At 43.6% G+C, this 21746-nt stretch carries 19 protein-coding genes and 2 pseudogenes; 4 read left to right on the top strand and 17 right to left on the bottom strand.

Annotation, left to right across the window (positions count from 1 at the left end; all coding sequences use genetic code 11):
* Positions 1 to 86 precede the first annotated feature (86 nt).
* The 9 genes from NKT06_RS29935 to NKT06_RS29975 all read right to left on the bottom strand — a co-directional run bounded on the left by NKT06_RS29935 (position 87) and on the right by NKT06_RS29975 (position 8036).
* Positions 87 to 248, bottom strand: a complete 162-nt coding sequence (locus NKT06_RS29935; protein ID WP_181150888.1) for a hypothetical protein — start codon at positions 246 to 248, stop codon at positions 87 to 89.
* Positions 249 to 361: 113 nt separating this feature from the next.
* A complete protein-coding gene (locus NKT06_RS29940) occupies positions 362 to 646 on the bottom strand; it encodes a YesK family protein (RefSeq protein WP_253441730.1) in 285 nt (94 codons plus the stop codon).
* Between the two features lie 190 nt (positions 647 to 836).
* On the bottom strand, positions 837 to 1745 hold the full coding sequence (locus tag NKT06_RS29945; RefSeq protein ID WP_253441732.1) for a ketose-bisphosphate aldolase: 909 nt from the start codon (positions 1743 to 1745) through the stop codon (positions 837 to 839).
* Between the two features lie 54 nt (positions 1746 to 1799).
* Positions 1800 to 2891: a PTS fructose transporter subunit IIC gene (locus tag NKT06_RS29950; protein WP_124116714.1), complete on the bottom strand. Its 1092-nt coding sequence runs from the start codon at positions 2889 to 2891 to the stop codon at positions 1800 to 1802.
* A gap of 16 nt (positions 2892 to 2907) precedes the next feature.
* The gene (locus tag NKT06_RS29955; RefSeq protein WP_253441734.1) at positions 2908 to 3225 is read right to left on the bottom strand and encodes a PTS fructose transporter subunit IIB; all 318 of its coding nucleotides are present in this window, start codon (positions 3223 to 3225) and stop codon (positions 2908 to 2910) included.
* Between the two features lie 57 nt (positions 3226 to 3282).
* A complete protein-coding gene (locus tag NKT06_RS29960; RefSeq protein ID WP_253441736.1) occupies positions 3283 to 3747 on the bottom strand; it encodes a PTS sugar transporter subunit IIA in 465 nt (154 codons plus the stop codon).
* Positions 3710 to 5737: a BglG family transcription antiterminator gene (locus NKT06_RS29965; protein WP_253441737.1), complete on the bottom strand. Its 2028-nt coding sequence runs from the start codon at positions 5735 to 5737 to the stop codon at positions 3710 to 3712. The genes NKT06_RS29960 and NKT06_RS29965 overlap by 38 nt, the downstream gene beginning before the upstream one ends.
* A 298-nt stretch (positions 5738 to 6035) precedes the next feature.
* Complete coding sequence (locus NKT06_RS29970; RefSeq protein ID WP_253441738.1) at positions 6036 to 7034, bottom strand: glycosyltransferase; 999 nt, start codon at positions 7032 to 7034, stop codon at positions 6036 to 6038.
* 18 nt (positions 7035 to 7052) lie between these two features.
* Positions 7053 to 8036, bottom strand: coding sequence for a phosphotransferase family protein (locus tag NKT06_RS29975; protein WP_253441739.1), 984 nt, complete (start codon positions 8034 to 8036; stop codon positions 7053 to 7055).
* A 160-nt stretch (positions 8037 to 8196) separates the two neighbouring features.
* Here NKT06_RS29975 and NKT06_RS29980 point away from each other — a divergent pair, with 160 nt between their 5' ends.
* Both NKT06_RS29980 and NKT06_RS29985 read left to right on the top strand, forming a co-directional pair.
* Positions 8197 to 8787, top strand: a complete 591-nt coding sequence (locus NKT06_RS29980) for a TetR/AcrR family transcriptional regulator (RefSeq protein WP_253441740.1) — start codon at positions 8197 to 8199, stop codon at positions 8785 to 8787.
* A gap of 184 nt (positions 8788 to 8971) precedes the next feature.
* Positions 8972 to 9553 carry an NAD(P)H-dependent oxidoreductase gene (locus NKT06_RS29985; protein ID WP_253442907.1) on the top strand — a complete coding sequence of 194 codons (582 nt, stop codon included), beginning with the start codon at positions 8972 to 8974 and terminating at the stop codon, positions 9551 to 9553.
* Between the two features lie 217 nt (positions 9554 to 9770).
* On the opposite strand, the gene NKT06_RS29990 is transcribed toward NKT06_RS29985, so the two are convergent.
* From NKT06_RS29990 to NKT06_RS30020, 7 genes and pseudogenes are all read right to left on the bottom strand, one after another.
* A complete protein-coding gene (locus NKT06_RS29990) occupies positions 9771 to 10016 on the bottom strand; it encodes a hypothetical protein (RefSeq protein WP_253441741.1) in 246 nt (81 codons plus the stop codon).
* Positions 10017 to 10142: 126 nt separating this feature from the next.
* Complete coding sequence (locus NKT06_RS29995; RefSeq protein WP_253441742.1) at positions 10143 to 10766, bottom strand: pentapeptide repeat-containing protein; 624 nt, start codon at positions 10764 to 10766, stop codon at positions 10143 to 10145.
* A 384-nt stretch (positions 10767 to 11150) separates the two neighbouring features.
* Positions 11151 to 11630 (bottom strand): immunity protein YezG family protein, encoded by a 480-nt coding sequence (locus tag NKT06_RS30000; protein WP_253441744.1) that lies wholly within the window; start codon positions 11628 to 11630, stop codon positions 11151 to 11153.
* Positions 11631 to 12308: 678 nt separating this feature from the next.
* Positions 12309 to 12908 carry a pentapeptide repeat-containing protein gene (locus NKT06_RS30005; protein ID WP_253441746.1) on the bottom strand — a complete coding sequence of 200 codons (600 nt, stop codon included), beginning with the start codon at positions 12906 to 12908 and terminating at the stop codon, positions 12309 to 12311.
* A gap of 11 nt (positions 12909 to 12919) precedes the next feature.
* Positions 12920 to 14074 (bottom strand): annotated as a pseudogene (locus NKT06_RS30010) (WXG100 family type VII secretion target); the annotation flags it as partial.
* 170 nt (positions 14075 to 14244) lie between these two features.
* The gene (locus tag NKT06_RS30015) at positions 14245 to 17343 is read right to left on the bottom strand and encodes a DUF5704 domain-containing protein (RefSeq protein WP_253441750.1); all 3099 of its coding nucleotides are present in this window, start codon (positions 17341 to 17343) and stop codon (positions 14245 to 14247) included.
* A 226-nt stretch (positions 17344 to 17569) separates the two neighbouring features.
* A complete protein-coding gene (locus NKT06_RS30020) occupies positions 17570 to 18508 on the bottom strand; it encodes a stalk domain-containing protein (RefSeq protein WP_253441752.1) in 939 nt (312 codons plus the stop codon).
* Positions 18509 to 18852: 344 nt separating this feature from the next.
* On the opposite strand from NKT06_RS30020, the pseudogene NKT06_RS32045 reads away from it, so the two are divergent.
* Positions 18853 to 19892: pseudogene (locus tag NKT06_RS32045) on the top strand (ISL3 family transposase); the annotation flags it as partial.
* Positions 19893 to 19915: 23 nt separating this feature from the next.
* Here NKT06_RS32045 and NKT06_RS30040 read toward each other — a convergent pair.
* Positions 19916 to 20248, bottom strand: coding sequence for a hypothetical protein (locus NKT06_RS30040; RefSeq protein ID WP_253441756.1), 333 nt, complete (start codon positions 20246 to 20248; stop codon positions 19916 to 19918).
* Positions 20249 to 20352: 104 nt separating this feature from the next.
* On the opposite strand from NKT06_RS30040, the gene NKT06_RS30045 reads away from it, so the two are divergent.
* Positions 20353 to 21729 carry a hypothetical protein gene (locus NKT06_RS30045; RefSeq protein ID WP_253441758.1) on the top strand — a complete coding sequence of 459 codons (1377 nt, stop codon included), beginning with the start codon at positions 20353 to 20355 and terminating at the stop codon, positions 21727 to 21729.
* The last annotated feature ends 17 nt before the right edge of the window (positions 21730 to 21746 follow it).

Below are 21746 nucleotides of genomic sequence, written 5' to 3' on the forward strand. Positions count from 1 at the left end.
CCTATGGTATGGAAGATCCTGACCGCAACACAAAAAGAGCCGCAGGAGGTTAGCTCCGCGGCCCTTCAGAATTCAAGCAATATCGCTTATCGTCCGAATGAGGTCAAGGCAGGCATCTTCTCGCACATGTTAACTTCCGTATATTCAAAATTGGACAGACTTCTCCCGTTGGTCAGAAAAGTATGAACAATGCCAGCCATAGCAATCGGCAGCTGGCTAATACGGTTGTTAAGCATCTCGTGATTCACCTGTCTTCACCTCCCTTGTCATAATTAATGTCAATATATCACAGACGAATGCATTCCTGCAACCATCCCAGCGCGCAATTCATCCTAACTGCACAGCAGCTTTACTGCTGAATCTAGTTCCCGCCCCGTCGCCGAAGCATCACATCTCTGATCGCCACTGTAATAAGTGTTAACATTCCCGCAGTACCGAGTGACACACCGAGCAACGCATATCCGATGCCATTCCAGCCGCCAATATGAATGCTGATCATAATTACAACGGCACCGCCAAGCAAGGCTACACATGGCAATATATACTGAACCCATGTTATTCGCCGTCCTTGTAAACGGTAAATCAACCATTCAATCAGCAGCAATGCGAGCCAAACAAGGAGTGTCAATATAATAAGACCTTTCACTCATGCTCCCCTCCTTCTTCACACATTCTCCGAATACATATTGACGCTGAGCATTCTGATACGTGTAGATTTTATCACATAATGAAGCCCACTACTCACGATAAATGAACTTCGTGAATAGTGGGCTTCAGGGAGGCTCCGAGAGATGCAATGAGAATCGTTCTTCGGGTGATTTTCCCCGCCAGCAGGCTTAGTAAAGGCTCACACTTTCAGCCTGACGCTGCTCATAACGCAGCCCTTTATACAAGTCTGCTTTGCCCGCGGAATTGAACAGATTCATTTTATAACGAATGACGTTCTGAGCCTCAATAATGCAGTCTGGATAAATGGCATTAGGGTCCCATAATTCCGTAGTGCTTAGAATTTCACGAGCTTTATTGAAGTATGCATGTTTCATATCGCTGGAAATATTGATTTTACAAATACCTAGTCGAACGGAGTCGGAGACCTCCTGATCAGGGTTTGCAGACCCCCCGTGCAGAACAAGAGGGATGTCTAGCAATTGATTGATTTCCCTTAGGATTTCCATTTGCAACTCTGGTTTAATATGTTTGGGATAGATGCCATGGGCTGTACCGATGGCTACGGCTAACGTATCGATCCCCGTACGTGTCACAAAATCTTCTGCCTGGGCCGGGTCCGTGTAAGTTACCACCGATACGCCGCCTTCGATAGAGTTACCGGTCTGCCCAATCGTTCCCAATTCCCCTTCAACAGAGACGCCGACAGCGTGTGCAATTTCTACCGCCTGTTTTGTAATAGCCACATTGTCTTCATAAGGGAGCAGGGAACCGTCAATCATGACAGAGGTGAATCCACACTTGATCGCCCGGATGATATCTGCAATGGACCCGCCATGATCCAGATGGATCACCAGTGGAACATGACTGGCATGTGCACGCTGGCGGGCATATGCGAAAAACTCATCCGTCAAAAATTCAAGTTCCGTGGGGTGGATGGCGATGATCGCTGGAGAATTGGAATGTTCGGCCTCCTCAATCACCGCTCTCAAAAATGTACTATCTGCCACGTTAAATGCTCCCACCGCGAATTGGTGTTCCTTGGCTACTTTAAGCAATTCCTTCATCGTAATCAACATGAGATACATCTCCTTTGGATAATTAATTTGTAAGCGTTATCTATATGAAGGGTGCTACTCCACTTTGAACACAATGTCATCGAAGGTTACGCTTTCGTCTTCGGTATCGTCGAATTCTTCATCCATCGCCGTAACTGGCTTCTTTAATAAAGATAAGGTTACACCGCAGATTCCGGTTCCTATGAGAAGAGATAACATAAACAGCCATGGATGGGTGAAGAGGGGGACAACGAATAGTCCGCCGTGTGGCACTGGAGCCTCAACGCCCCAGATCATAATCAATCCACCAGCTACCGCTGAGCCGATGACACAGGAAGTCACCACCCGGATCAGATCCCTTGCCGCAATCGGAATGACACCCTCCGTGACCATGCAGATTCCCATCGGAAATGCGGCCTTTAACGACTCCTTTTCTGCTGCCGTATATTTGTTTCTCGTCAGGAAATACGATAGGGTAATCCCTAATGGTGGAATAATGGAGCCGACAAACTTGACAGCCTCAGGCCCATAGATACCTTGGACTAACATCCCATCAGCAAATAGTGACATCGTTTTATTCACAGGCCCTCCGAAGTCAAAGGTGGCCATCAAGCCCAGAATGGCACCTAAAACAAATTTGGATCCTCCCTGCATCGATTCAAGCACATGGGTAAGACTGTCCTGTAACCAGACAATCGGTTGACCAATGACCAGAAAGATACCCAAACCAGAGATCAGTGTGGCTAGAAACGGAATAACAAGAACAGGCATTAATCCTTGCATGGACTTTGGCAGCTTCACATATTTACGGATACCGAGGACGACATAACCCACCAGAAATCCGCCCAGCATGCCACCAATGAACCCCGCTTGAATCTGACTGCATATAAAACCAACAATTAATCCTGGAGCAATTCCGGGACGGTCCGAGATCGAATAAGCAATCGCTGCGCAAATTAAAGGGACCACTAGCCCCATGCCCCAACCGCCGATCTGATTAATCATATACGGAATGGTACCCTCCGCCTTGCCCACATCAGCTCCTCCCAGAATTTGACCCAGCGCGATACACAACCCTGAAGCAACGATCAGAGGAATCATGTAGGAAATGCCTGTTAACAGATGACCTTTGATGACTGAACCTGCGTGATTGGATTTTGCGCTCATCGCCCTGCCTCCCTTGTTATGAGGATACCCCTAAAGACTGCTCCACCTTTTCAATGAATTTAATCGGGGCTTTAATGACCGTCTCGGTTTTGACTCGAATGATCCGTTTGCCTTTGAACCTTTCTTCTCCACCGATTTTGATATCTGCAGCCACAATGACAACATCAGCTGCCCCGATCTCTTCCCTGGAAAGCTCGTTTTCTGTTCCTATGGTGCCTTGGGTCTCTACTTTGATCTCATGACCACGCGCTTTTGCACCTTTAATCAATTTTTCCTTGGCAATATAGGTGTGGGCAATACCAGCAGTGCATGCGGCTACGGCTACAATCTTCATCAGAATCCCTCCAAATGATATATTGTGCTCCATATTAAAATCATAAATGGCTATGTTCTACGATACGCTCTCCCTGCTAGCAAACAGCTCCATAATCTGGACCGGGTCCGGCTCATGCATCAAACGCTCCAAAACCTCTTCATCAGCGAGCATACTGGCAACCTGGACCAACAGCTTCATGTGGGTTGTATTCCGATCTACAAGCCGTACAGCAAACAGAATAACGACATGGACAGGTTTGCCGTCCAGGGTCTCCCATTCAAGCGGGTGCTCTGTTCGCCCGATGGTGAGGGAGGTCTTGAGGACCGCCGCCGATTTGCCATGAGGGATCGCTACGTGGTTCTCCAGGCCAGTCTGACCCTCTTCCTCTCTTAAATAGACGTCCTTGATAAACTCTTCTTTGGAGGAAAGGGCTCCTTCCTTTGCCAGCAAATCCGCTAATTCCTCGATGGCTTCATCTTTGGTTCGTGCTTTTAGATCCAGCTTAATCAACCGTTCGTTGATAATCTTGGTTATATCCATAATCTTTCTCCTCCTGATCGTGCTTGGACTGTAATATCTCGAAAAGCTCCTGGGGTGTAGTTATTCTCATGATCTGTTCATACATGCGCCTGCACATCAACAAACTCTGTATTTCTATCAGTAACTCAGTTAGTGGCCCATCATTAAAGAAAGCGATTACAATTTCCAGTTTACATTTGGCTGTTTCACCTTGAATGACGTTAAAACCGACGATCGGATTAACGTTCACCTCACCGCGAATCAGGAAAACCGACAAATGCTTATTCAACTTGGCCTCGGCAAATGTCCGGTTTTCCGGATTAGCATCTACGTGTTGGAGTATGGATGCACACAGCTTCAGACTGGATGTTGTACCTTCTGCATATTGTTCCTTCGTGTTCGTTTCAATCTGAACATAAGATGGGTGGAAGTACGCCCTGAGCAGCGGAAACGAAAACACCCTGTTTTGATGTTGATTCAACCTCTCCTCGTTAAACTTCGCCTTGATCAGGCTGACATCCGTGTCATTTAAAAGGGCCGAGACATACACAACTGGCAAGTCATGATGCTCCAGTTTCACGGTTGAAATAATCAGATCAATATCCGTCCAATCCTCCATCCGCTTGAACCAGCTTGTCGAAATGACATCAACGACTTCCCATTCGGGAAATGAACGATTAATCCGGTTTTTCAGCAAGTGAGATGTCCCTATTCCAGTGGAGCAGACCAGAATAACTCTTTTCTTTTTACTGCTTTTCTCAATGGATGCCTGAAAATAAAGGACCAGGTAACTTATCTCGTCATCACTAAACGAATTCAATCCGCAGGCTTGGGCCATGGGCAGCATCCCCAAACGGACCAGAGAGAATATCTCGGCATACGCCTCACGTATATCCTCCAGCAGAGGATTATTAATGGAAATGTTGTATTTTAGACGATTCAGCATCGGTTTGAAATGAATGATCAGACCCTTGTACAATTGTTCGTCTGTTGTGAGATCACGCCGGATCATCCCGGATACAGTCTGAATTAATTCCTTGACCATCGCTTTAGACTCTGGACAAACCTTGTCCATCAGACCTGACAACTCAAGATTAAGGGACGGAACACTCATGCCTGATGAAATCAGATATTGATAGATGAAATAGATCTCTTCACTTGGTAATTCCAATCCGCATAGCTCACTGATTCGCTCGGCCATGGCTTTTGCGATGGAATGCACATGAGGGTCAGTTACGGGATGATCAGGAATGCCGTCAGCCAATCGAATGACCTTGCCACTCTTCAGTCTGCGGATACAAATCAGCAGGTGAGTCAGCAGGTTGATGTAATATGGATCGCCTATGGTATATCCTAATTGCTGCTCGGTTTCTTCCAGAATACGTTGAATCCCTTGAACTGAATCGCAGCCAAAATGTTCTATCAACTCAACCAGTGTGTTACCATCAATCCGAGATTCATGCTCTTGTTCTCCCGCCCGTTCTTCACTCACAAGTTCATGAATGAGAGAAGCCATGGCTTTGCGAATGTTAATCTCTGAACCGATCAGACGGGTACCGAGCTGGCTTTTTTCCAGTCGGAGCTGAAAGGGTTCAATTCGTTCTTCAATGGCCTTGAGATCATTCACAATCGATGCCTTGCCGATAAAGTATTCTTCTGACAGCTTGTTAATCGAGGTTTCCTCAGGAGAATCATATAATAAATTTGTCAATATTTTGATTCTCCTCGCCTCTACAGAAAGGGTTGTCACCACCCTTTTTCCCGAAGTCCATTGCGTTCTCCTCAGCTCCATCGTCTGTTCCTGAGTCAAAGCCAACGCGATACCTGTTCCCGGCTTCCGTTCGAGGCGAATTCCGCGAATATGCAAATTGTGTTCCAAGGCGTTTAGTTCCCTGTAAATCGTTTTTTCCGACCAGTTCATGTGACCGGCTATTTCTTTGACCGGAACGAAATCCCTACGCTCCAATAGAAAATTCAAAATCTGATATTCCCTCGCAGATAGCGCTTTCATTGGGGATCACTCCTTCCTTACGCTCACAGCATAACACTCGTATTTTTTTTGTTAAATACTAAAATATGTCCATTTCATTCGGGTCAAAATAATATACCCCCCTGGTGATCGCTATCTGAGCACCTGTTGATTTTGGTATAACGAAAAGGCTCCTGATCGGAATACCTACCCGATTAGAAGCCTTTTCGTCTCTGTTATCGATCCACCGACTGAATGTGTTATCGTTGCTGATCCTACCCTTATGGCTCAAGTTGATTTACCGGAACCTCAAGCCGTCTATATCTGAATACATATAACTTCACTTCAACCAGTTAGCAAAAAATTCGCGGTATCCCTCTTTCATCTTCGTGCGCGAAAAAGCACCAAATGCATACTCCCGGTTGTCTTCTGACACACTGCGCGGCGCAGCCGCAGCCATGTTCACGAGTTCAAACCAGTTGTCCTCGTTGCCTGCAAAGGCATGCGTGGATCGAATGTGACCGTAGCAGGCATGCTCCGGTTTCACGACCATTTTGCCCATCGCCATCGCTTCCGTCAGCGGCATTGCAAACGTATCAAAGGCCGAACAGTTCCAATACACCTTGGATGAGTTCATCAACGTAAATATCTCATCCTGCGTGAGCGCGAACTTCAGCTTCACGTTGGCAGGAATGTCGTACTTCTTCATGGTTTCCTTATAGCGAACACCGCCGAACACCATGTACACTTCCTTGTCCGGGTTCTGCCGCGCATATTCCAGCACCATATCCGGTCGACGATTCGCTTCATCCCTACCAATCCAGAGCACCCGATTATGCACGACCTGGCTCGGGTCATAGTGTCGGTTCGCCAGCTCTTCGCTAAAGCCAATCGGGATGACGTTCACGTCATGTACGCCGAAATTGCGGCCCAGTTCTGTTTTCAAAAACTCGGTCTGCACAATTGCTTTGTCGACCATCGTATAAAATGGCTTCATCATCTCATATCCCGTTAGCGCGGGATCGGGGAAGCTGTGCGGGAACAGTACACTCTTGGGTAGGAACATCTTCAAAAACGTAAACCCGGATACAGTGTAGATGACATGCTCTATATTTTGGCTATGAATCTGGTCCAGCACGATATCGTAGTTCACCAGGTCGCCTTTCTCATGCTCATAACCCGGCAACCAGTCGTATCCGCTGACATGACGCTCTGGCGAGATGAACACAATATCCACGCCCAACTCCAGACCAATCTGCTTCAGCCGATCCGCAAATACGCGTGGCCCTTGAGCTTCTGTGAATTGAATTTTACGCATAACAAGTCCGACTTTACGCAAGCTTCTCACCCCTCATTTCTATTCCTCGCACATCCGATTCATGCACTGTTCCAGCGTCGCTGTCGTCTCAAGCCACTGGTTATTCAGCTGTTCCTTCGGCCATACACAATCCTCACTTCTCAGGTCACCATCAATCAAACGCAGCATCCAGAGTGAGAATACAATAGCATAGGCGTCGTACCATTCTGCAAAAGAAACCCGTTCAATCTGCACGCCTAGGCTCTCTAGTTTGTTCAAATAAATGTCTATGACCCGCTCTCGCAAAGCAGGCGTAACCGTTCTGGGAAACAGCGGATGCGAGAGATCTACCAAATGGTACATGTCCCACAGCGGCGTATTCAGATGGGCATGCTCCCAGTCCAAGACGACCAGCCTACCGTCCACTTCCGCCAGATTCCCGGGATGCAGGTCTCCGTGACACAGAACGGTAGGAAGTTCCTCCTCTGCTGTGAGAATCAACGTGGCAATCTTGTCCCAATCGGATTCGGACAGCTGTATATCCAGTCTGGATATCAGTTCATCGGTAGATTGTCTGTGCATCTGCAACTCATCCAGCATCGTGCGAATGGGCGGTTTCTGACCTACGCGTGGCAGCTCACTCCAATCCGTAACAGGCAATGCATGCCATGCTGCCATATGTGCCGCTGCATCAAGCATCGTCGCTTCTTGCGAATCATGCACCAGTTGCCCCAGATCCTCGTAGATCATCCAGCTCTGTGCCGGTGCGATGGTAGGGTCCGACGCTGCAATGAGCTGCGGATAAATCGGTGGCAGGCCAGACATCACACGCTCGTACATCCATCGTTCCCGTCCATGCTGTGCAGGATTCGTCAGTGGTTTGAAAATATAACGTTCACCGCTAGGAACAGTGAATCGCTCCACATATCGTCCGTTCATTCCTTTATACAACTGTTCACGGCTTGTTATATAGTGATCATTCAGCATTCCTTCGGGCGTCACCCAGCTGTATGCATCCATCTCATCTTTCACGCAATCCACCATCCGTTTCGTTCTTCCTGCTGCTCCGATGTTGATTTCTATTCATCATACGTTGCCTCTCTCAAGCCTGCAAGCTTTGTTCGTAAGCGCTTATTCCGTGTCTCCATTTAGAGTTTCAAAATTGCTTGTTGCATTTTAGTTAGTAATCACTTACTATACGATTATGAAGAACAAACCTCATGTGGATAGTAAAAAGAAAGATATTTTACAAGCGGCGATGCGCTTGTTTGCAACCAAAGGCGTTGACGGCATATCCGTCAAAGAAATCGGTGACGCCGCCGGAGTAACCGATGCGGCGATTTACAAACATTTTAAAAACAAAGATGCCGTTGCCCTGGAAGCCTTCACCCAATACTGCGTGGACTATACTTCACTGATTGACGGGTATGTTCGCCAGGAAGGTCCCGTGTTGGAACGCTTCAAGCAACTGGTGACTGAGGTTCTCCATCTGCATGATGAAGATCCCTATGGACTGCTGTTGATTTCACAGAATCATGAAATATTTATTGAAGCCGGAAGCAGTGATGATTACCGTCAGCCATTGGATGCGTTAATGGATCTGATCGATCAGGGAATGATGCGGGGCGAACTGCCTCAGCAGGATTCACGGCTCACAGCCGTTCTGGTGATCGGTGCGATTACACGTATGGCGGTCTCGAGTATGCAAGGTGAATTGCCAGAGTTGTTGGTACCCTACACCGGGGAAACCGTTCACCGACTCTCATTGATGTTGGGGCAGGTACCTCAAGAGTAGAACTGGAGAGGGCAACCATTCTGACCTCGCAGAACACCAAGTAAGGTTTGGGGCTACACGTTATAAAAAGAGAATCGTCAACATACCATCAGGATATACAGATGGATTATCGGGTCATACGTGACCTTTTCTTTTTGCACATGAGGTTAGTGTTCATTAACTAAAATAGTCAGGACGTGTCGTCATCATGAAGAAAATATTAATCATCCAAGGCAATCCCGTTTCCCCGAGTTACAATGGCGCAATCGCCGAAGCTTATCGTAAAGGCGCTGTGCAGGCAGGTGCCGAGGTTCGCATGATCACCTTGAACGAACTGGAATTCAACATGAATTTAAAGGGAGGTTATCGTAATAAACTGCCGCTTGAAACGGACTTGCTAGAAGCACAAGAGGCGATTAAATGGGCCGAGCATCTCGTATGGGTATTCCCAATCTGGTGGGGAGGACCTCCTGCCCTGCTGAAAGGATTCGTTGACCGAATCTTCATGCCAGGTTATGCCTTCAAGTATCAAAAAGGAAAACCTTTCCCGGATCAGCTGCTCAAAGGCCGCACCGCTCGCATGATCACCACGATGGATGGTCCGAGCTGGTACTACAAATGGTTCCAGGGTGAACCTGCACACAAAATGATGAAGATCTCCACCTTTTCTCTGACAGGCATCAAACCTGTGCGCATAACACCTGTAGATCTGGTCGGCAAACAGTCCGAGGAACAGAGAAAGAATTGGTTGGATAAGATCGAACAGCTTGGGCGGAAGATGGGGTAACTGAGTAGATATCTATCGTCGCCATGGTCAGTTATATTGTGTAAAAGTAAAGTTTAATCAAAACGCTGTTTGCTGAGTTTGTTTTGTATAAAACGATGCTAACTAAAACAGGTCAATCATGGGAGTATATAACCATAATTGACCTGTTCAATGCTATAAGGTTATTAGTAATTTCATTCGGTACTGGGTCGAATCTACTCATAGACAAGCGTTCCCCTTAAGAAGCATAAGACGTTCTATCTGGAAAAACGCCGTCATTCTCTCTTAAGATTCTAATTAATCTTGAAGCTGCACGTAAATAATAGAAATTTGTAGTGGATCCCGGAACTTTTTCGATTTCCTCACATTCCCCATCCGATTTACTTAACTTTATCTTCCCTAATGAGTTTTCATCAGGACCAAATTTATACACTACAAAATTCTCTGTCTCTTCTTCTCTAACTAACAGAACATAAGTTGCCAAAATTCTACCTCCCTAATTATTCATATACACTATCTGACCAATTATAGTGCTTATAGAGGGTAAAAAAAGACCACAACACGGGCGGCTAGCTCATATTGTGGCATTGTTGGTTGTGTATTTTACGGCCTAATCTCTACTGTTGTAAAGGATCTGCTTATTATCTTGTAACCATTTTCTAGCTTCTTCACCTACTAGAATTTTTGGTTGTTCTGGCGTCCCAATATTGATGCTTTTTATAAAAGCCTCATCTAGCCCCCGAACCCCAGTTAATTTAGCTCCTTTTAGCAATACTCTTTCAAACGTAGCTAACCGAAAATCAGCATTAAAAAATATTGCATTGCGAAAATCCGTCTCATCAAAAAGACCAGCTACTAAATTAGCATCTGATAAATCTGCTTGAACAAACACCGTCTCAATACATTCACTATCAGAAAGTCTAGTAGCTTTAACATTGGCATTTGTGAAGTCCGCATAAGAGACATTAGATTTACAAAAGTCTGCCCCTTCCAAATTTGTAGATATAAAAGTTGATGAATTTAGTAAAGATGAAGAGAAATTTTTGTGATTTAAGTTCATGCCATCAAAGGTACAAGCTGTTATATATGCTTGGTCTAATGGGTAGTGTGACAAATCCATATTTCGCAAATCAACTTCATCTATACCTAGTTTTTCGCCTTGTTCCCCAACAGTTTCAAGCCAAAGGCGGTGTGATTCTAATCGAGTCATTATTTCTTTAATATCATTTGTCATCCCTAACCCTCCTATGGATACCAAATAATCCCATCTGATATTCCGGCTTTTTTAATTGTTTCTTTTAACTGTTCAACATGTTCAGGAATCATGTCTCTTCTATCCACACACTCATCATCCCTGGATGAGTTTCGCTATAGCGATTATATTTTTAAGTTGTGTTTGTTTCCAAATACAAAATAAAAAAAGGTTAATTACGGTAATTACTACCACAATTAACCTGCTAATGAACCGCGATAACGTTATTTATGTTGTAAACTTAAAGGGTTTGATGTGCGCACAATCGAATTCAAAAATCTTTATAAGTGTATTACATCAGTTAAAACTGCTGTTGGATACTTAGTTACTCAGCACTGGGTAGCCCTACTACCAAAGAAAAATAATCTAATTCACTTCTTCGAACTCTTTCATTTTCTCAATTTTCACTCTGTCATTCTCTTCTTGTGGAATATGATTCAGATATTTACTTTCCCAATATTCTAACCTGTCTGAAGGGCCAAAGTTGGATTCGCCCCAATTCGTGTAATCGTATTCTATATTTAGGTTCCCTTCAGATGTAAGCTTCATGGTTATTGAAAACCATGGATCCTGTCCTTCGTTTAAAAATAAATTTTTCAACTCATTTGTAACTTCAAACAATTTAGTCTCTAAATGATTATATTCTTCTGAATTAACATTGTATCTATTTAAAATATCAAGAGAATAAATATACTCTCTCCCATTTTCAGGCTTAAAGAAAAAAAAGACTCCGCCTTCTCCATTTTCCACTTCACCATTAAAATAAAAGTCCTCCCACTTAACTGGTATCATTTGATCTATGATTTCTGCAATTGTTCTATATAATTCGTTCATTTTTTGTTCCATTAATTAATCTCCGACTTTATGTAATATTCGTTTAGTAACTGGTCATTTGTTACCAATTCGATAGATAATTTTTAATGAATCTGGGCTCACATAATCAGTAATAAGATGATAATCTGTAAATTCCACTGTTACGTTATACTCATTTTTGAAATATTCTTTTGCTATGGGAGCGTCTTTTTTTACAATATTATGTAATTGAACATCCATTTAGCACTCATTTAATATTAACCCTTTATTGGTCTATTTTTCTCTTCGTTCTAAACCTTAGATCTAGGAGGATAACCTTCACCCGTCCACTTTCCTGCTGAATCGCTTCATACTTCGTAATAAACCATCCCTACAAATTAATACAGATTAGGATTATCCTTGTCTTGTAAGAGTCTGTTTGAACTAATAGAGTGTACGGCTGCTTCTACCTTACCTGGATAATACATGAATATAACAAGCACCTGAGGACAATATAAGTACAAAACTTAAAAAGGAACTAATCGTTCGTTTCATCTTGATCAGCCCCTTCTTACTTGAATGGATTGATGATGGCCACAGCGTAATCTTCCAAATCGCCATCACTCAAGAGAACATAATCTGCCGAAGAAAGTTTGAACTTCGTGTAATCATAAATCTCTACGAACTATCAATTTTGGAAGAGATCCAAACTACTTACTACTAGATAGTTATTCATTCCTGTTTCATCATCATTATTAGCCATTTTCTAGCTTCTTCACCCAGTAAAATAATTGGTTTTTCTTGGGTCCCGATATTGATACTTTTTATATGAGCCTCTCCTACACCTTTAATATTTTTTAATGTCACCCCTTTTAATAATGTTTCTTCAAATGTCGATAAACTTATATCTACGTCTTCTAATTTTGCATTACTAAAATCAGTAAGATAGAAAAGTGCATTATTCAACTTACAATCTATTAAAACTGCATTTTTAAATCCCACCTCCCAACAGTCACTCTTACTAAATCTAGATTTTTTAATGATACAGTTAGAAAAATCTGCATATCTAAGATCAGATTTATAAAAATCGCAGTTATTTAGATAGGCATTTTTAAATGTCGATGAGCATAATAACGATGTATGAAAATCAATGTTTTCCAATTTTAATTCATCAAAGTTACATTCTATTAAATATGCTTGTTCAACCAATTTATTGGATAAATCTACTCCTCTTAAATCCACCCCATCTAAATTTAACATTTCACCTTCTTCACCAATTGTATCAATCCATTTTTTATGAAGTTCAAATTCCTTATTGAGATTTCCTTCCATTTCCACACCCCTTAAGGATACCATATTATTTTATCTGCTACTCCTGCTTCATCAATTGCTTTCTTCATTTGTTTAATATGCTCACCTTCCATTTTTCTTGTATCGATAATCACATTATTTCCATTATCAAATTCTTTTTGAAGCTTTTTCATACCTTGTTGGACAGTAAAAGCACCCTTTTTGGGATTTGTTATAGGAATCCCATTATTACCACTTGGAAAAGATTCAAAGCTTTTAACGTCCCACTTTAAACCTGATGATGTATCAATAAATTCTGCTCCATTTTCTCTTTGAGGATCACGTATTAACCTCCCTAATTCACCTCTTTCTTCTACTGCTAATCCAACTTCTCTTTCCCTTATATTTTTTGGCTCTATTTTTCCACTACTTGCTGGATCACGAGCTAAATCATCTAATTCTGTTTGATTTCTTCCTCCAGAATAAGTACCTTTAACGGTACCCCCAGAACTCTTACTCGACTGCTCTCTCTTCGCTTTCGCGTCCTTAATAGTCTGTTTCACTTTGGCAATTGCCGGATTGGTCCCGCGTCCTTTATAAGGACCTTTCCCTCCAGATAGACTTCCAGTGACCAGCCCGATTCCGGCAACAATTTGACTCCATTTCAGGGATGATATCATCATCTTGGCGTAATCGTCAGTGACGGGCTCTCCCGTAAAAGGATTCACTCTCAGTTCTAGTGCTTCAATCTGTAACTGGATTAGATCCTGATTCGGAGGCTCGACAGCTCCCATCCCCTGACTCAAGCTGCTATTATCCAGTTTACCCTTGTCCTTCTCATACGCCTGAAGGGCTGTCTGATCTGTCACGCCCTTCTCATTAACCGGTAGCCACATATGCCACTGCGAATTGTACGCCATCCGGTATCCTTTATCACTAGGACTATTCGCTGCTTTCAGCCCGATAGACATCGTAGCTACGGTACCTGCCACTGCCGCCCCGCTCATCTCATCTGCCTGCTGAAAACGGACACCAATGTCTCGAAGTTCCTTCGCGATGTGGGTCAAATGCTCCAGCGTTTCGATCATGCGGGGCTGGGTTTCTTCAAATCGTTCTAAAAACCGTTCTCGCACCATCCCGGACCACATCGATTCCATCCAGCGGATCAATCGAATGAGTTCCTCGTGTGTATCTCCCATTCGCACGCGAGTCCGTTCAACCTCTCGTTAGGCTTCAAACAAACGCTCCGGGGTTACTTGTATTCTACTCATCGCGTTCTCCATCTGTCCAATGCCGGACTCTATGTCTTCCTTATCTCAACCTATTGTGCTCTAAACGTTTGGCATATTTCGTGCTTGTTTTAGCTGCACGTTCTCGCTTAATGTGGCACCTGTGCACTGAAATCATCTCGGCTGGAACGATCAGCATGGTAGAACACCACATCTCCATCCCTTAAAGTGAACGAGTTGCCGTAGCTATCTTCGACTTGACGCTGAAATCCTTCCAGCAACCATTGGTTCATCAGCGGTGCATGGATATATTGCAGATGCGGAGCCCCCAGGTTCCCTTCCTGGATCGACTCCAAGTTAAAGTTCACAACAATATAACCGTTCTTCAAGAAGATGGGTGACTTTGCATCCAAACCACCATGGGTACGCCCATACTCGGCCAGATTGGTTCCTGCTTGAACCACGGAAGGCTCGGCGGGCAGACTATATTCTCCATACCACTGCTGAATGGCAGCATTTGCACGAAGTACATCCGCACTTGCGTTCGTCGGAATATTGGTTTTAGGTCCGATAAACGTACGTAATTGCTCAGGCATCAGCAAAAGACTGTATCCGCCTACAGGGGTTTTCATTTTCGTAAATTTATCCCGGTAATACTCCTGATACGTCCGTTCACTCATCATCCCTGGATGAATTTCGCCATAGCGATTATATTTGTAGGTCGCCGTATCTCGTAGCTGTTCCGAAGGTACTTGACGTAACCGATCATTGAGAATGACAAACCGCTTAACTTGATCCTCTGCTGAACCTATACGAATAAAACTTCGCTGGTTCGTCGAGTAATACAGATCTACCGGTACGCGTGTTTTCCCATCTTTGCTTACAAAATCAAAGGTCGGAGTCAGGCGAATGCCGTCTCTGGGCCCGAACATATTGCCCTTGGTTTTGAAATCAAACTTAAAGTGATATCCCGTCTTCACAGCCACATTCTGATACCCTTGCAGCGGATGACTGCCTGGGCGAATCGGTACGGTGAATTGCGGTTTGTTCCCCCGCTTGTCTCCATCAATTCCCTGCGTTCCAGTCCAGTAACTGATCCAAGTTGGGGCAGTACTACCCTTAAACCGCCGGAAAACAAGCTCCCAGTTGTAATCTGCAATATCCGTGATTTCAAAATCGTATAACCTTCCAATGACCTCCACGGATACTTCGTCGCTGGCCAGATGATACGTTAGATCTGTGTTGGCATCGGGTTGGGCATTGCTCCTGGACATCGATTCAAAATCGGCAGGTGCATTCTCTGCAATATTGCGGAACTCCACCTGGTAATCTCCTTCGTCTACCCATACAGGCAGATAAAAGGTGGTATCGAGCACGTCCACCGGAATATCGATCCATGTACTCCGCGGGTAAAACTGTGTCCGGTCGGCACTGTACACGTCAAACGGAAACCGCACCTGTTTGATTCGATAATATTTGGCATAATCCCGATCCCCATATCCCGGATACGAGTTGACATCCAAATGCTGTCCGCTCGTGGGGATACGGACTGTGAACGGCCGCTCCAAAATAAGGGCAGACCGAGCCATATTCGGTATTGTTTTCTGATTATGAGGCTGATCGTCTGAAACAAGAGAATAGTTCACGACTGGCGTATGAACAGTGACTGTGTTAATCCCGTAGATTTCGTATTCCAGTTCTTCTTCTTCGGCATCAATACTTCCATCGGCTAATATGTAATTAATATGTCCTTTGCTGGTTGTATCCTTCTTGTTAGTCTTTTCGATCGGGATGTAGTTATATGGACTATACAATACGTCCTTCCCGATCTGAACCGGCGCTGGGATCTGTCCAGGCTGCGGACCCTCCTTGGCTGTGCGCTGCTTGTTCATGACCGTTTGACCCTTGAACACCAGGGAGTCGTTTTCGACTTGTACGTCCGGAACAGCAGCTTCGGCCACGGCCTGCAGATTCTCTTCCTCCATGGATGGTTGTCTTATTCCACCATCCTTTGTTCGAGAAGGCCCCTGCTGTGTGACTGGCTGCGGAGCAGGGTATTTGTCGCCTGTCGTTTCAGCCTGGAACTCTGGCGGTGTGTATCCCGTTGGCGTGATGGTGATCTCGCTTCCGGAGAATGCGTAATTCTGGAGCACCGCATCCTGGATGTTGTACACGCTCAGTTCATCAATCGTCCAGTAGGCGTATGGCCGTACCACTTTGTACTCCGGATTACGTTCATCATCTACTTCCCGCGGTATATCATAGATCGTATCCGTACCACCATCCGGTGTGGAAACCGTTCTTCCATCTTTCCATGTCAATTTCCATTTCTGATTTACTTTGACCGTATATTCGCATGTGCCGGTCATCTGTACGAATTTGTTCTGGAACAAATAATCTCGGCTGAAGACATTCCCGTACAGGCTTTCCGATGTCGGGATACCCTTCAGGACATCGAACATTTCATTGCCGCGCTGATCGGCTTTAATCATGCCACTGACGACCGGGTCCATGACCTTGCCATCTATGGTGCGCCCTGGAGCCGGTTGGGTACAAGTTGGCCCTCCAGGTGGTGGTGGTGTGCCTTTGGGCTTGTAGTAGAAGTACACGTAATAGACCGGGTACTGGCTGTTGTATATAAACTGTCCAGGATCTCCGGACTTTCGAGATAAACTCGAAGGATCTCCCTGCGTACTTTTCTTATGACCCTCATAGGTGTATTTATCACCAGGAGCGGTATGGGTGAAGTTGTATGTCTTATCCTTCTCCAGCTTCACTTTTTTGTCGGTGAAGCCTTCTACACCATCCAGACTTTGTCCTGTTGTCGTCCAGTGTTTGATTACAGCTTGTCCTTCAGTCGGTTCGAGTTCAATGGTAAACAACGTTGGGAAGAAGTATTTATAACCTTCTACTTTGGCTGCAAAAGTTTTCCCGTTACGTTCCTCCTCTTCTCGTCTATCAACTGGTTTCACAGCATCAAGATATCCATTTTGGACAATAACGTCCATATTTACAGAGCTGGTTCCTACGCCATTCACAGTACTCTTTTTTAAAGTGTATTCTTTCGTTGATGTTGCGAGCATGTAGTACCGTTTATTATTAGCCGCTAATTCCCCGGTTCTGGATGTATTAAATGTTTCATCTGCATACTTCCAATTAAAATCATAAGCTTTTGCACTCAAACTTTTGACTTTTCGGTTTGAAGCAAAGCTGAATTCATAAGGACCACCGTCTACTTCAGTCCACATTTTTGGACTTTTCCCTCTCGTCCAAACTCCAGAAGAATCGCTCCATACTTCAAAGTAGACCATTCCAACAAAATAATAGATATTATGATTTTCGGGGTCTTGAAAAAGTCTTGAACTTCCGATCGCTTCAGCTTTCCCCGGACTAAATGTAAAAATTGTGAGAACTGACGACAAAATAAGTACTAAGCTTAATAAAGAGTAGATCTTTTTTTTCATTAATCTTTCCCTACTTAAATGGATTTAAGAGGGCGACACCATAGTCCTGTAAATCACCATCTTGAATCATAATGTAGTCAGCTTGCTTTAAATTAAATTTAGTCCAGTCGAAATTCTGAACGTAATCCCCGTTTTGGAATTTATCCAATCTACTCAGCACCGGATAATAGCCAGTTCCTGTTTTGTCGCCATTATTTACAAACATGCTATCTACATGATTTCTACCTCTAGCAAAATCGCCTTTTACAAGTAAATCGATAGGTGTTCCACGCTGAGAACTCCGAATAGCAATAAAATTGTCCCCATCCTTTTTAACTAAATTAATACTATAGATTACCTGTCCATTTTGTAACTTAATCGGCAAATCACTTTCATTTATTACCTTAATGCCCGAATAGTTTTGACTCTTGATGGTCTTGAAGACATAATCAGATTTCGCATAAGTTTTAAAATCACTCAACTGTTTCTGCTTGAACTCTTTATCATCTGTACTCCGGAAGTCTTTGTTCCCAATCCAAACCCAACGGCCAATCTTGTCCCACTCTACCTTCTGGCCAAGTCCTTCACTCACTAGACGCAGGGGAACGAAAGTCCGGTTTTGCTTCAGAATGATCTGCGTACCATAGTCTTTCTTCTGGCCATCGACGAGGGCTGAAGTCTGCCCGATCGTCATGTCCACTTTATGATCTTTGCTGACGATCCCAACCTTGGAAACTTTGCCAGCCTTCGAGTATGTTACCTTTGCGCCTAGGGCTTCTGATACAAATCGGATTGGAACCATAACGCTACCTTGGCCATCCTGGAATGGCTTCGCATCTGGAAACTTCATTTTCACGGTGTTCAGCAACACCTCGACTTGCTTCGGCGCAGCTGCAAGTGCTCTGTTTCCCGAACCTATCATGCTTACAGTCAATATACTTGCTAATACAGTTAATAAAAGTTTCTTCATGATCTAAATCCCTCTGCTTTCTATATGTACTCTTCTCACTTTAACTTCCCAGTAGCTTTTTCTTTGCATAGGTCTAACAAATCCTAAATATCATACAAACTTGGAGAAATACGACCACCATTTGCACTATTCCAACGGCGGATTACGCTTTATTATGAAATCGTGCGGCCCCATTGCATTTCTTGGTTCAAGTGTATTTATATTAATAGAGAGAGAGACTTGTATTTTTTGATCTTCTTTTACGTAACCACACAGAACAATATCCTCTGTAACAGGAGTATTTAATTCATACTTTGTGAAAATTATTTCTGCACCATAATATTTCATAACGTAGTCTTGACCGCTACTTGCATATTTCAGCGATCCGCATGACCTGCACGGCATGCCAAATAGGTTTCGTTTGGAGCTACGAGTTTGTGGGGCCTAAACAACGATACAGCCAGGCTTTTCGTGCTCAAACCGTCGAACAAGCACTCGGCTCTACAGCAGTGCATAGCTCACACATGCAACAAGCGCCTGCAAGTACAGTGCAGCGAATGCATCGGGAAGCATGCGAGCGCTTGACGAAACAGGCATGGCACGAAGCTACAGACTGTTCGAATCTGGTACTCGGGATAGACGGTTTCGCGATCAAAAAAGGACTTACGTATAATACCGGCATTCACAATCTACGTGGCGAAACCATGCTGGATCTTTGGGCTGGACGGAAGCTGGAAGACTTACGCGAGTATGCTCAAGCAAATCCCCGCTTTTTAGCCTTAAAGCCCAAGGCCGTTGTGATGGACCTTGCTAAGGCCTATCACACGTGGATTGCCGAATGTTTTCCCCAGACGATTCGTATTGCGGATCGCTTCCATGTTCATGGTTATGTCATCGACAGTGTTCAAGAGATTCGAAAATCGATTCAGCACAGGCTATCTTCCCGGGCTAAAGCCATCCTGAAAAGTCATCATCGATTGCTGAATCCGCCGATGGATCAGCTTTCTGAACAGAGCAAAATACAAAGAAAGCCTACTTACCTTCTCTACGTTGCTACGCAGCGTCTGGGAATGGAAGGAATCATTTTCGCAGTGGTACGACTGTTCTACCAACGTCAACGCAGCTCGCTTGGGATTCAATCGATGGTTAGAGCAAGGAGAGAACATCGATCATCCTGCCGTCCAGAGCACATTGAAAACCATTGCGAAACTGGCAAGAAGAGATCGTGAATTACCATCACTGTCGTTTTACAAATGCGACTGTTGAAGGACGGCATAACCGGATCAAAGCTTACCAGCGTCGACACTACTTCACACGTAATCGCACGTGCTACAGAGCTGGTATCTTAGTTGAATGTAACCGACGTTACTTTAACGAATTGAAAAATTCAATCACTAGTTTTTAGATTGAGCCAAAGTTAATATTATATTATTTAAACGGAATCTTACGCTTATTTATAAAATCCTGTGGTCCCATTTCTAATTGAGGCTCTAGTGTATCTAAATCGATTGAAAGAGATACTTGTGTATTCTCGTCTCCCTTTACATAGCCGTATAGAATAATGTCGTTTGAAACGGGGGTATTAATGTCAAATCTTGTGAAATATATTTCCGCATCATAATACTCCATAAAGTAAGCTTCACCAATCGGTATTACTCTTTCATATAAATCCTGTTTTTTAGATTCAGATATTTTATAATATACAGTGAATATTATAAGAAAAAGCATAAAAAACATAATAATCTTTTTGTTTTTTGACAAAAAAACTCTCCTTTCACAGAAAAATAATACTATATACAGTTTAGTATATATGGTAAAATAATACTACTTGTAGCTTTAAATTATTATAAATAGGGTGTGTCTTAATGAGTAATTTTGTTAGTGATGAAATCTATCATACTATCTCACAAGAAGTCTATAGAGATAGTATACAATCTGGCTATAACTTTCCTACAAATACCGACTGGAAAGTAATCAAACCTTCAGGTATGCTCGATGACGAGAAAAGTGGATTTCATGCTGAAGTTTTCTATAATAAAAAAACGGATCAAGTCATCATTGGTTACAGAGGAACTGAGCCACCTGACCGCCCCATTAAGAGTGTGATAACAGACTACGGAACGGACCTTAAAGACGTAATTGGGGGACGTACCAAATACGCAGAACAACAGTGGGCAAGTGTCCATAACAACCCGAATTTAAATGAGGCTGAAAAAAAACTTATATCTCCTCAAGTATATGGTCCTAACTCTCAGTATGAAAATAATCAATTCTATCAGGCAGATCAATTATACATATCCGTTAGAAAAGAATACCCACAAGCAGAAATTTCTACTACAGGACATTCACTGGGAGGAGCGCTTGCTCAATACGTCTCTGTTAGAAACAACCTGTCATCCACTACATACAACCCAGCTAGCATTCGAGCAGTTGTCTCCGATGATATCCTAAAGAAAATAGATGCCGGAGAATATGATAAGAAAAACACAGCTTATGTCAACCCAGGAGATGGTGTTGGAGCAGGTTTTTCCAATACATCGACGCGGCATGCAGCCAATACAATCATGATTAATAAGACGTACGAGGAAGCGAATAGACCCAAAATCGTTATACCTTTAATAACCAAATCAACTGATACTTCTTCCGGTTTTTTTACACCATTTTGGAAGAATCTGACTTTTGTTTCAACTACGCTTCCATCTGGTACGCAAAACATGGGAGTCAAACTTTTCAATTCTTTCGGTGGGGAAAAGGCCCACGGTCTTGAGAACTTCGAGTTTGACAAGAATGGCTTTATTACAAATACACTTTATACACGAGATGGTGAAGTGATTGGTGGAAATCCAAGGTACACGGAATACATAAATACCCTGCTTGCCAATGAAAAAATGAAGGATACCGTAAATAAATTAATTGAAAAGTATGGTGCCAACCTAGGACCTCTTGGACAAATGGCTGCTGCCGGTGCTGGGGTTACCATCCAACTCTCACTAGAGAATCTTCAAAGAGCCGGACAAAAAATGAAGCAGCATGTAAATGAATTTCAATCTAGCCTCCCCACAGCAACCAATGCCATTCTCAGACTTATTGAGTCCAGTGATAGCCACTCTCTTGAACCTATTGTGGATCGGTTAACAAGTGATTTGCACAAATTTAGCCGATGGTACGAAGAAGAAGCACATGTCATTGCAGAGTATATTAATCAAAAAGCGGAAGATTTCAGACAAGCCGACGAGGGTTAAAAAAGGAGCGACGAAGC

Source organism: Paenibacillus sp. 1781tsa1 (genome assembly GCF_024159265.1).
In the GTDB taxonomy this organism is placed as follows: Bacteria; Bacillota; Bacilli; order Paenibacillales; family Paenibacillaceae; genus Paenibacillus.

Coding starts and splice junctions, on each gene's coding strand:
- NKT06_RS29945 (WP_253441732.1), bottom strand. CDS start 1,745: ATGTTGATTACGATGAAGGAATTGCTTAAAGTAGCCAAGGAACACCAA.
- NKT06_RS29950 (WP_124116714.1), bottom strand. CDS start 2,891: ATGAGCGCAAAATCCAATCACGCAGGTTCAGTCATCAAAGGTCATCTG.
- NKT06_RS29955 (WP_253441734.1), bottom strand. CDS start 3,225: ATGAAGATTGTAGCCGTAGCCGCATGCACTGCTGGTATTGCCCACACC.
- NKT06_RS29960 (WP_253441736.1), bottom strand. CDS start 3,747: ATGGATATAACCAAGATTATCAACGAACGGTTGATTAAGCTGGATCTA.
- NKT06_RS29965 (WP_253441737.1), bottom strand. CDS start 5,737: ATGAAAGCGCTATCTGCGAGGGAATATCAGATTTTGAATTTTCTATTG.
- NKT06_RS29975 (WP_253441739.1), bottom strand. CDS start 8,036: ATGGTGGATTGCGTGAAAGATGAGATGGATGCATACAGCTGGGTGACG.
- NKT06_RS29980 (WP_253441740.1), top strand. CDS start 8,197: ATGAAGAACAAACCTCATGTGGATAGTAAAAAGAAAGATATTTTACAA.
- NKT06_RS29995 (WP_253441742.1), bottom strand. CDS start 10,766: ATGACAAATGATATTAAAGAAATAATGACTCGATTAGAATCACACCGC.
- NKT06_RS30000 (WP_253441744.1), bottom strand. CDS start 11,630: ATGGAACAAAAAATGAACGAATTATATAGAACAATTGCAGAAATCATA.
- NKT06_RS30005 (WP_253441746.1), bottom strand. CDS start 12,908: ATGGAAGGAAATCTCAATAAGGAATTTGAACTTCATAAAAAATGGATT.
- NKT06_RS30015 (WP_253441750.1), bottom strand. CDS start 17,343: ATGTGGACTGAAGTAGACGGTGGTCCTTATGAATTCAGCTTTGCTTCA.
- NKT06_RS30020 (WP_253441752.1), bottom strand. CDS start 18,508: ATGAAGAAACTTTTATTAACTGTATTAGCAAGTATATTGACTGTAAGC.
- NKT06_RS30045 (WP_253441758.1), top strand. CDS start 20,353: ATGAGTAATTTTGTTAGTGATGAAATCTATCATACTATCTCACAAGAA.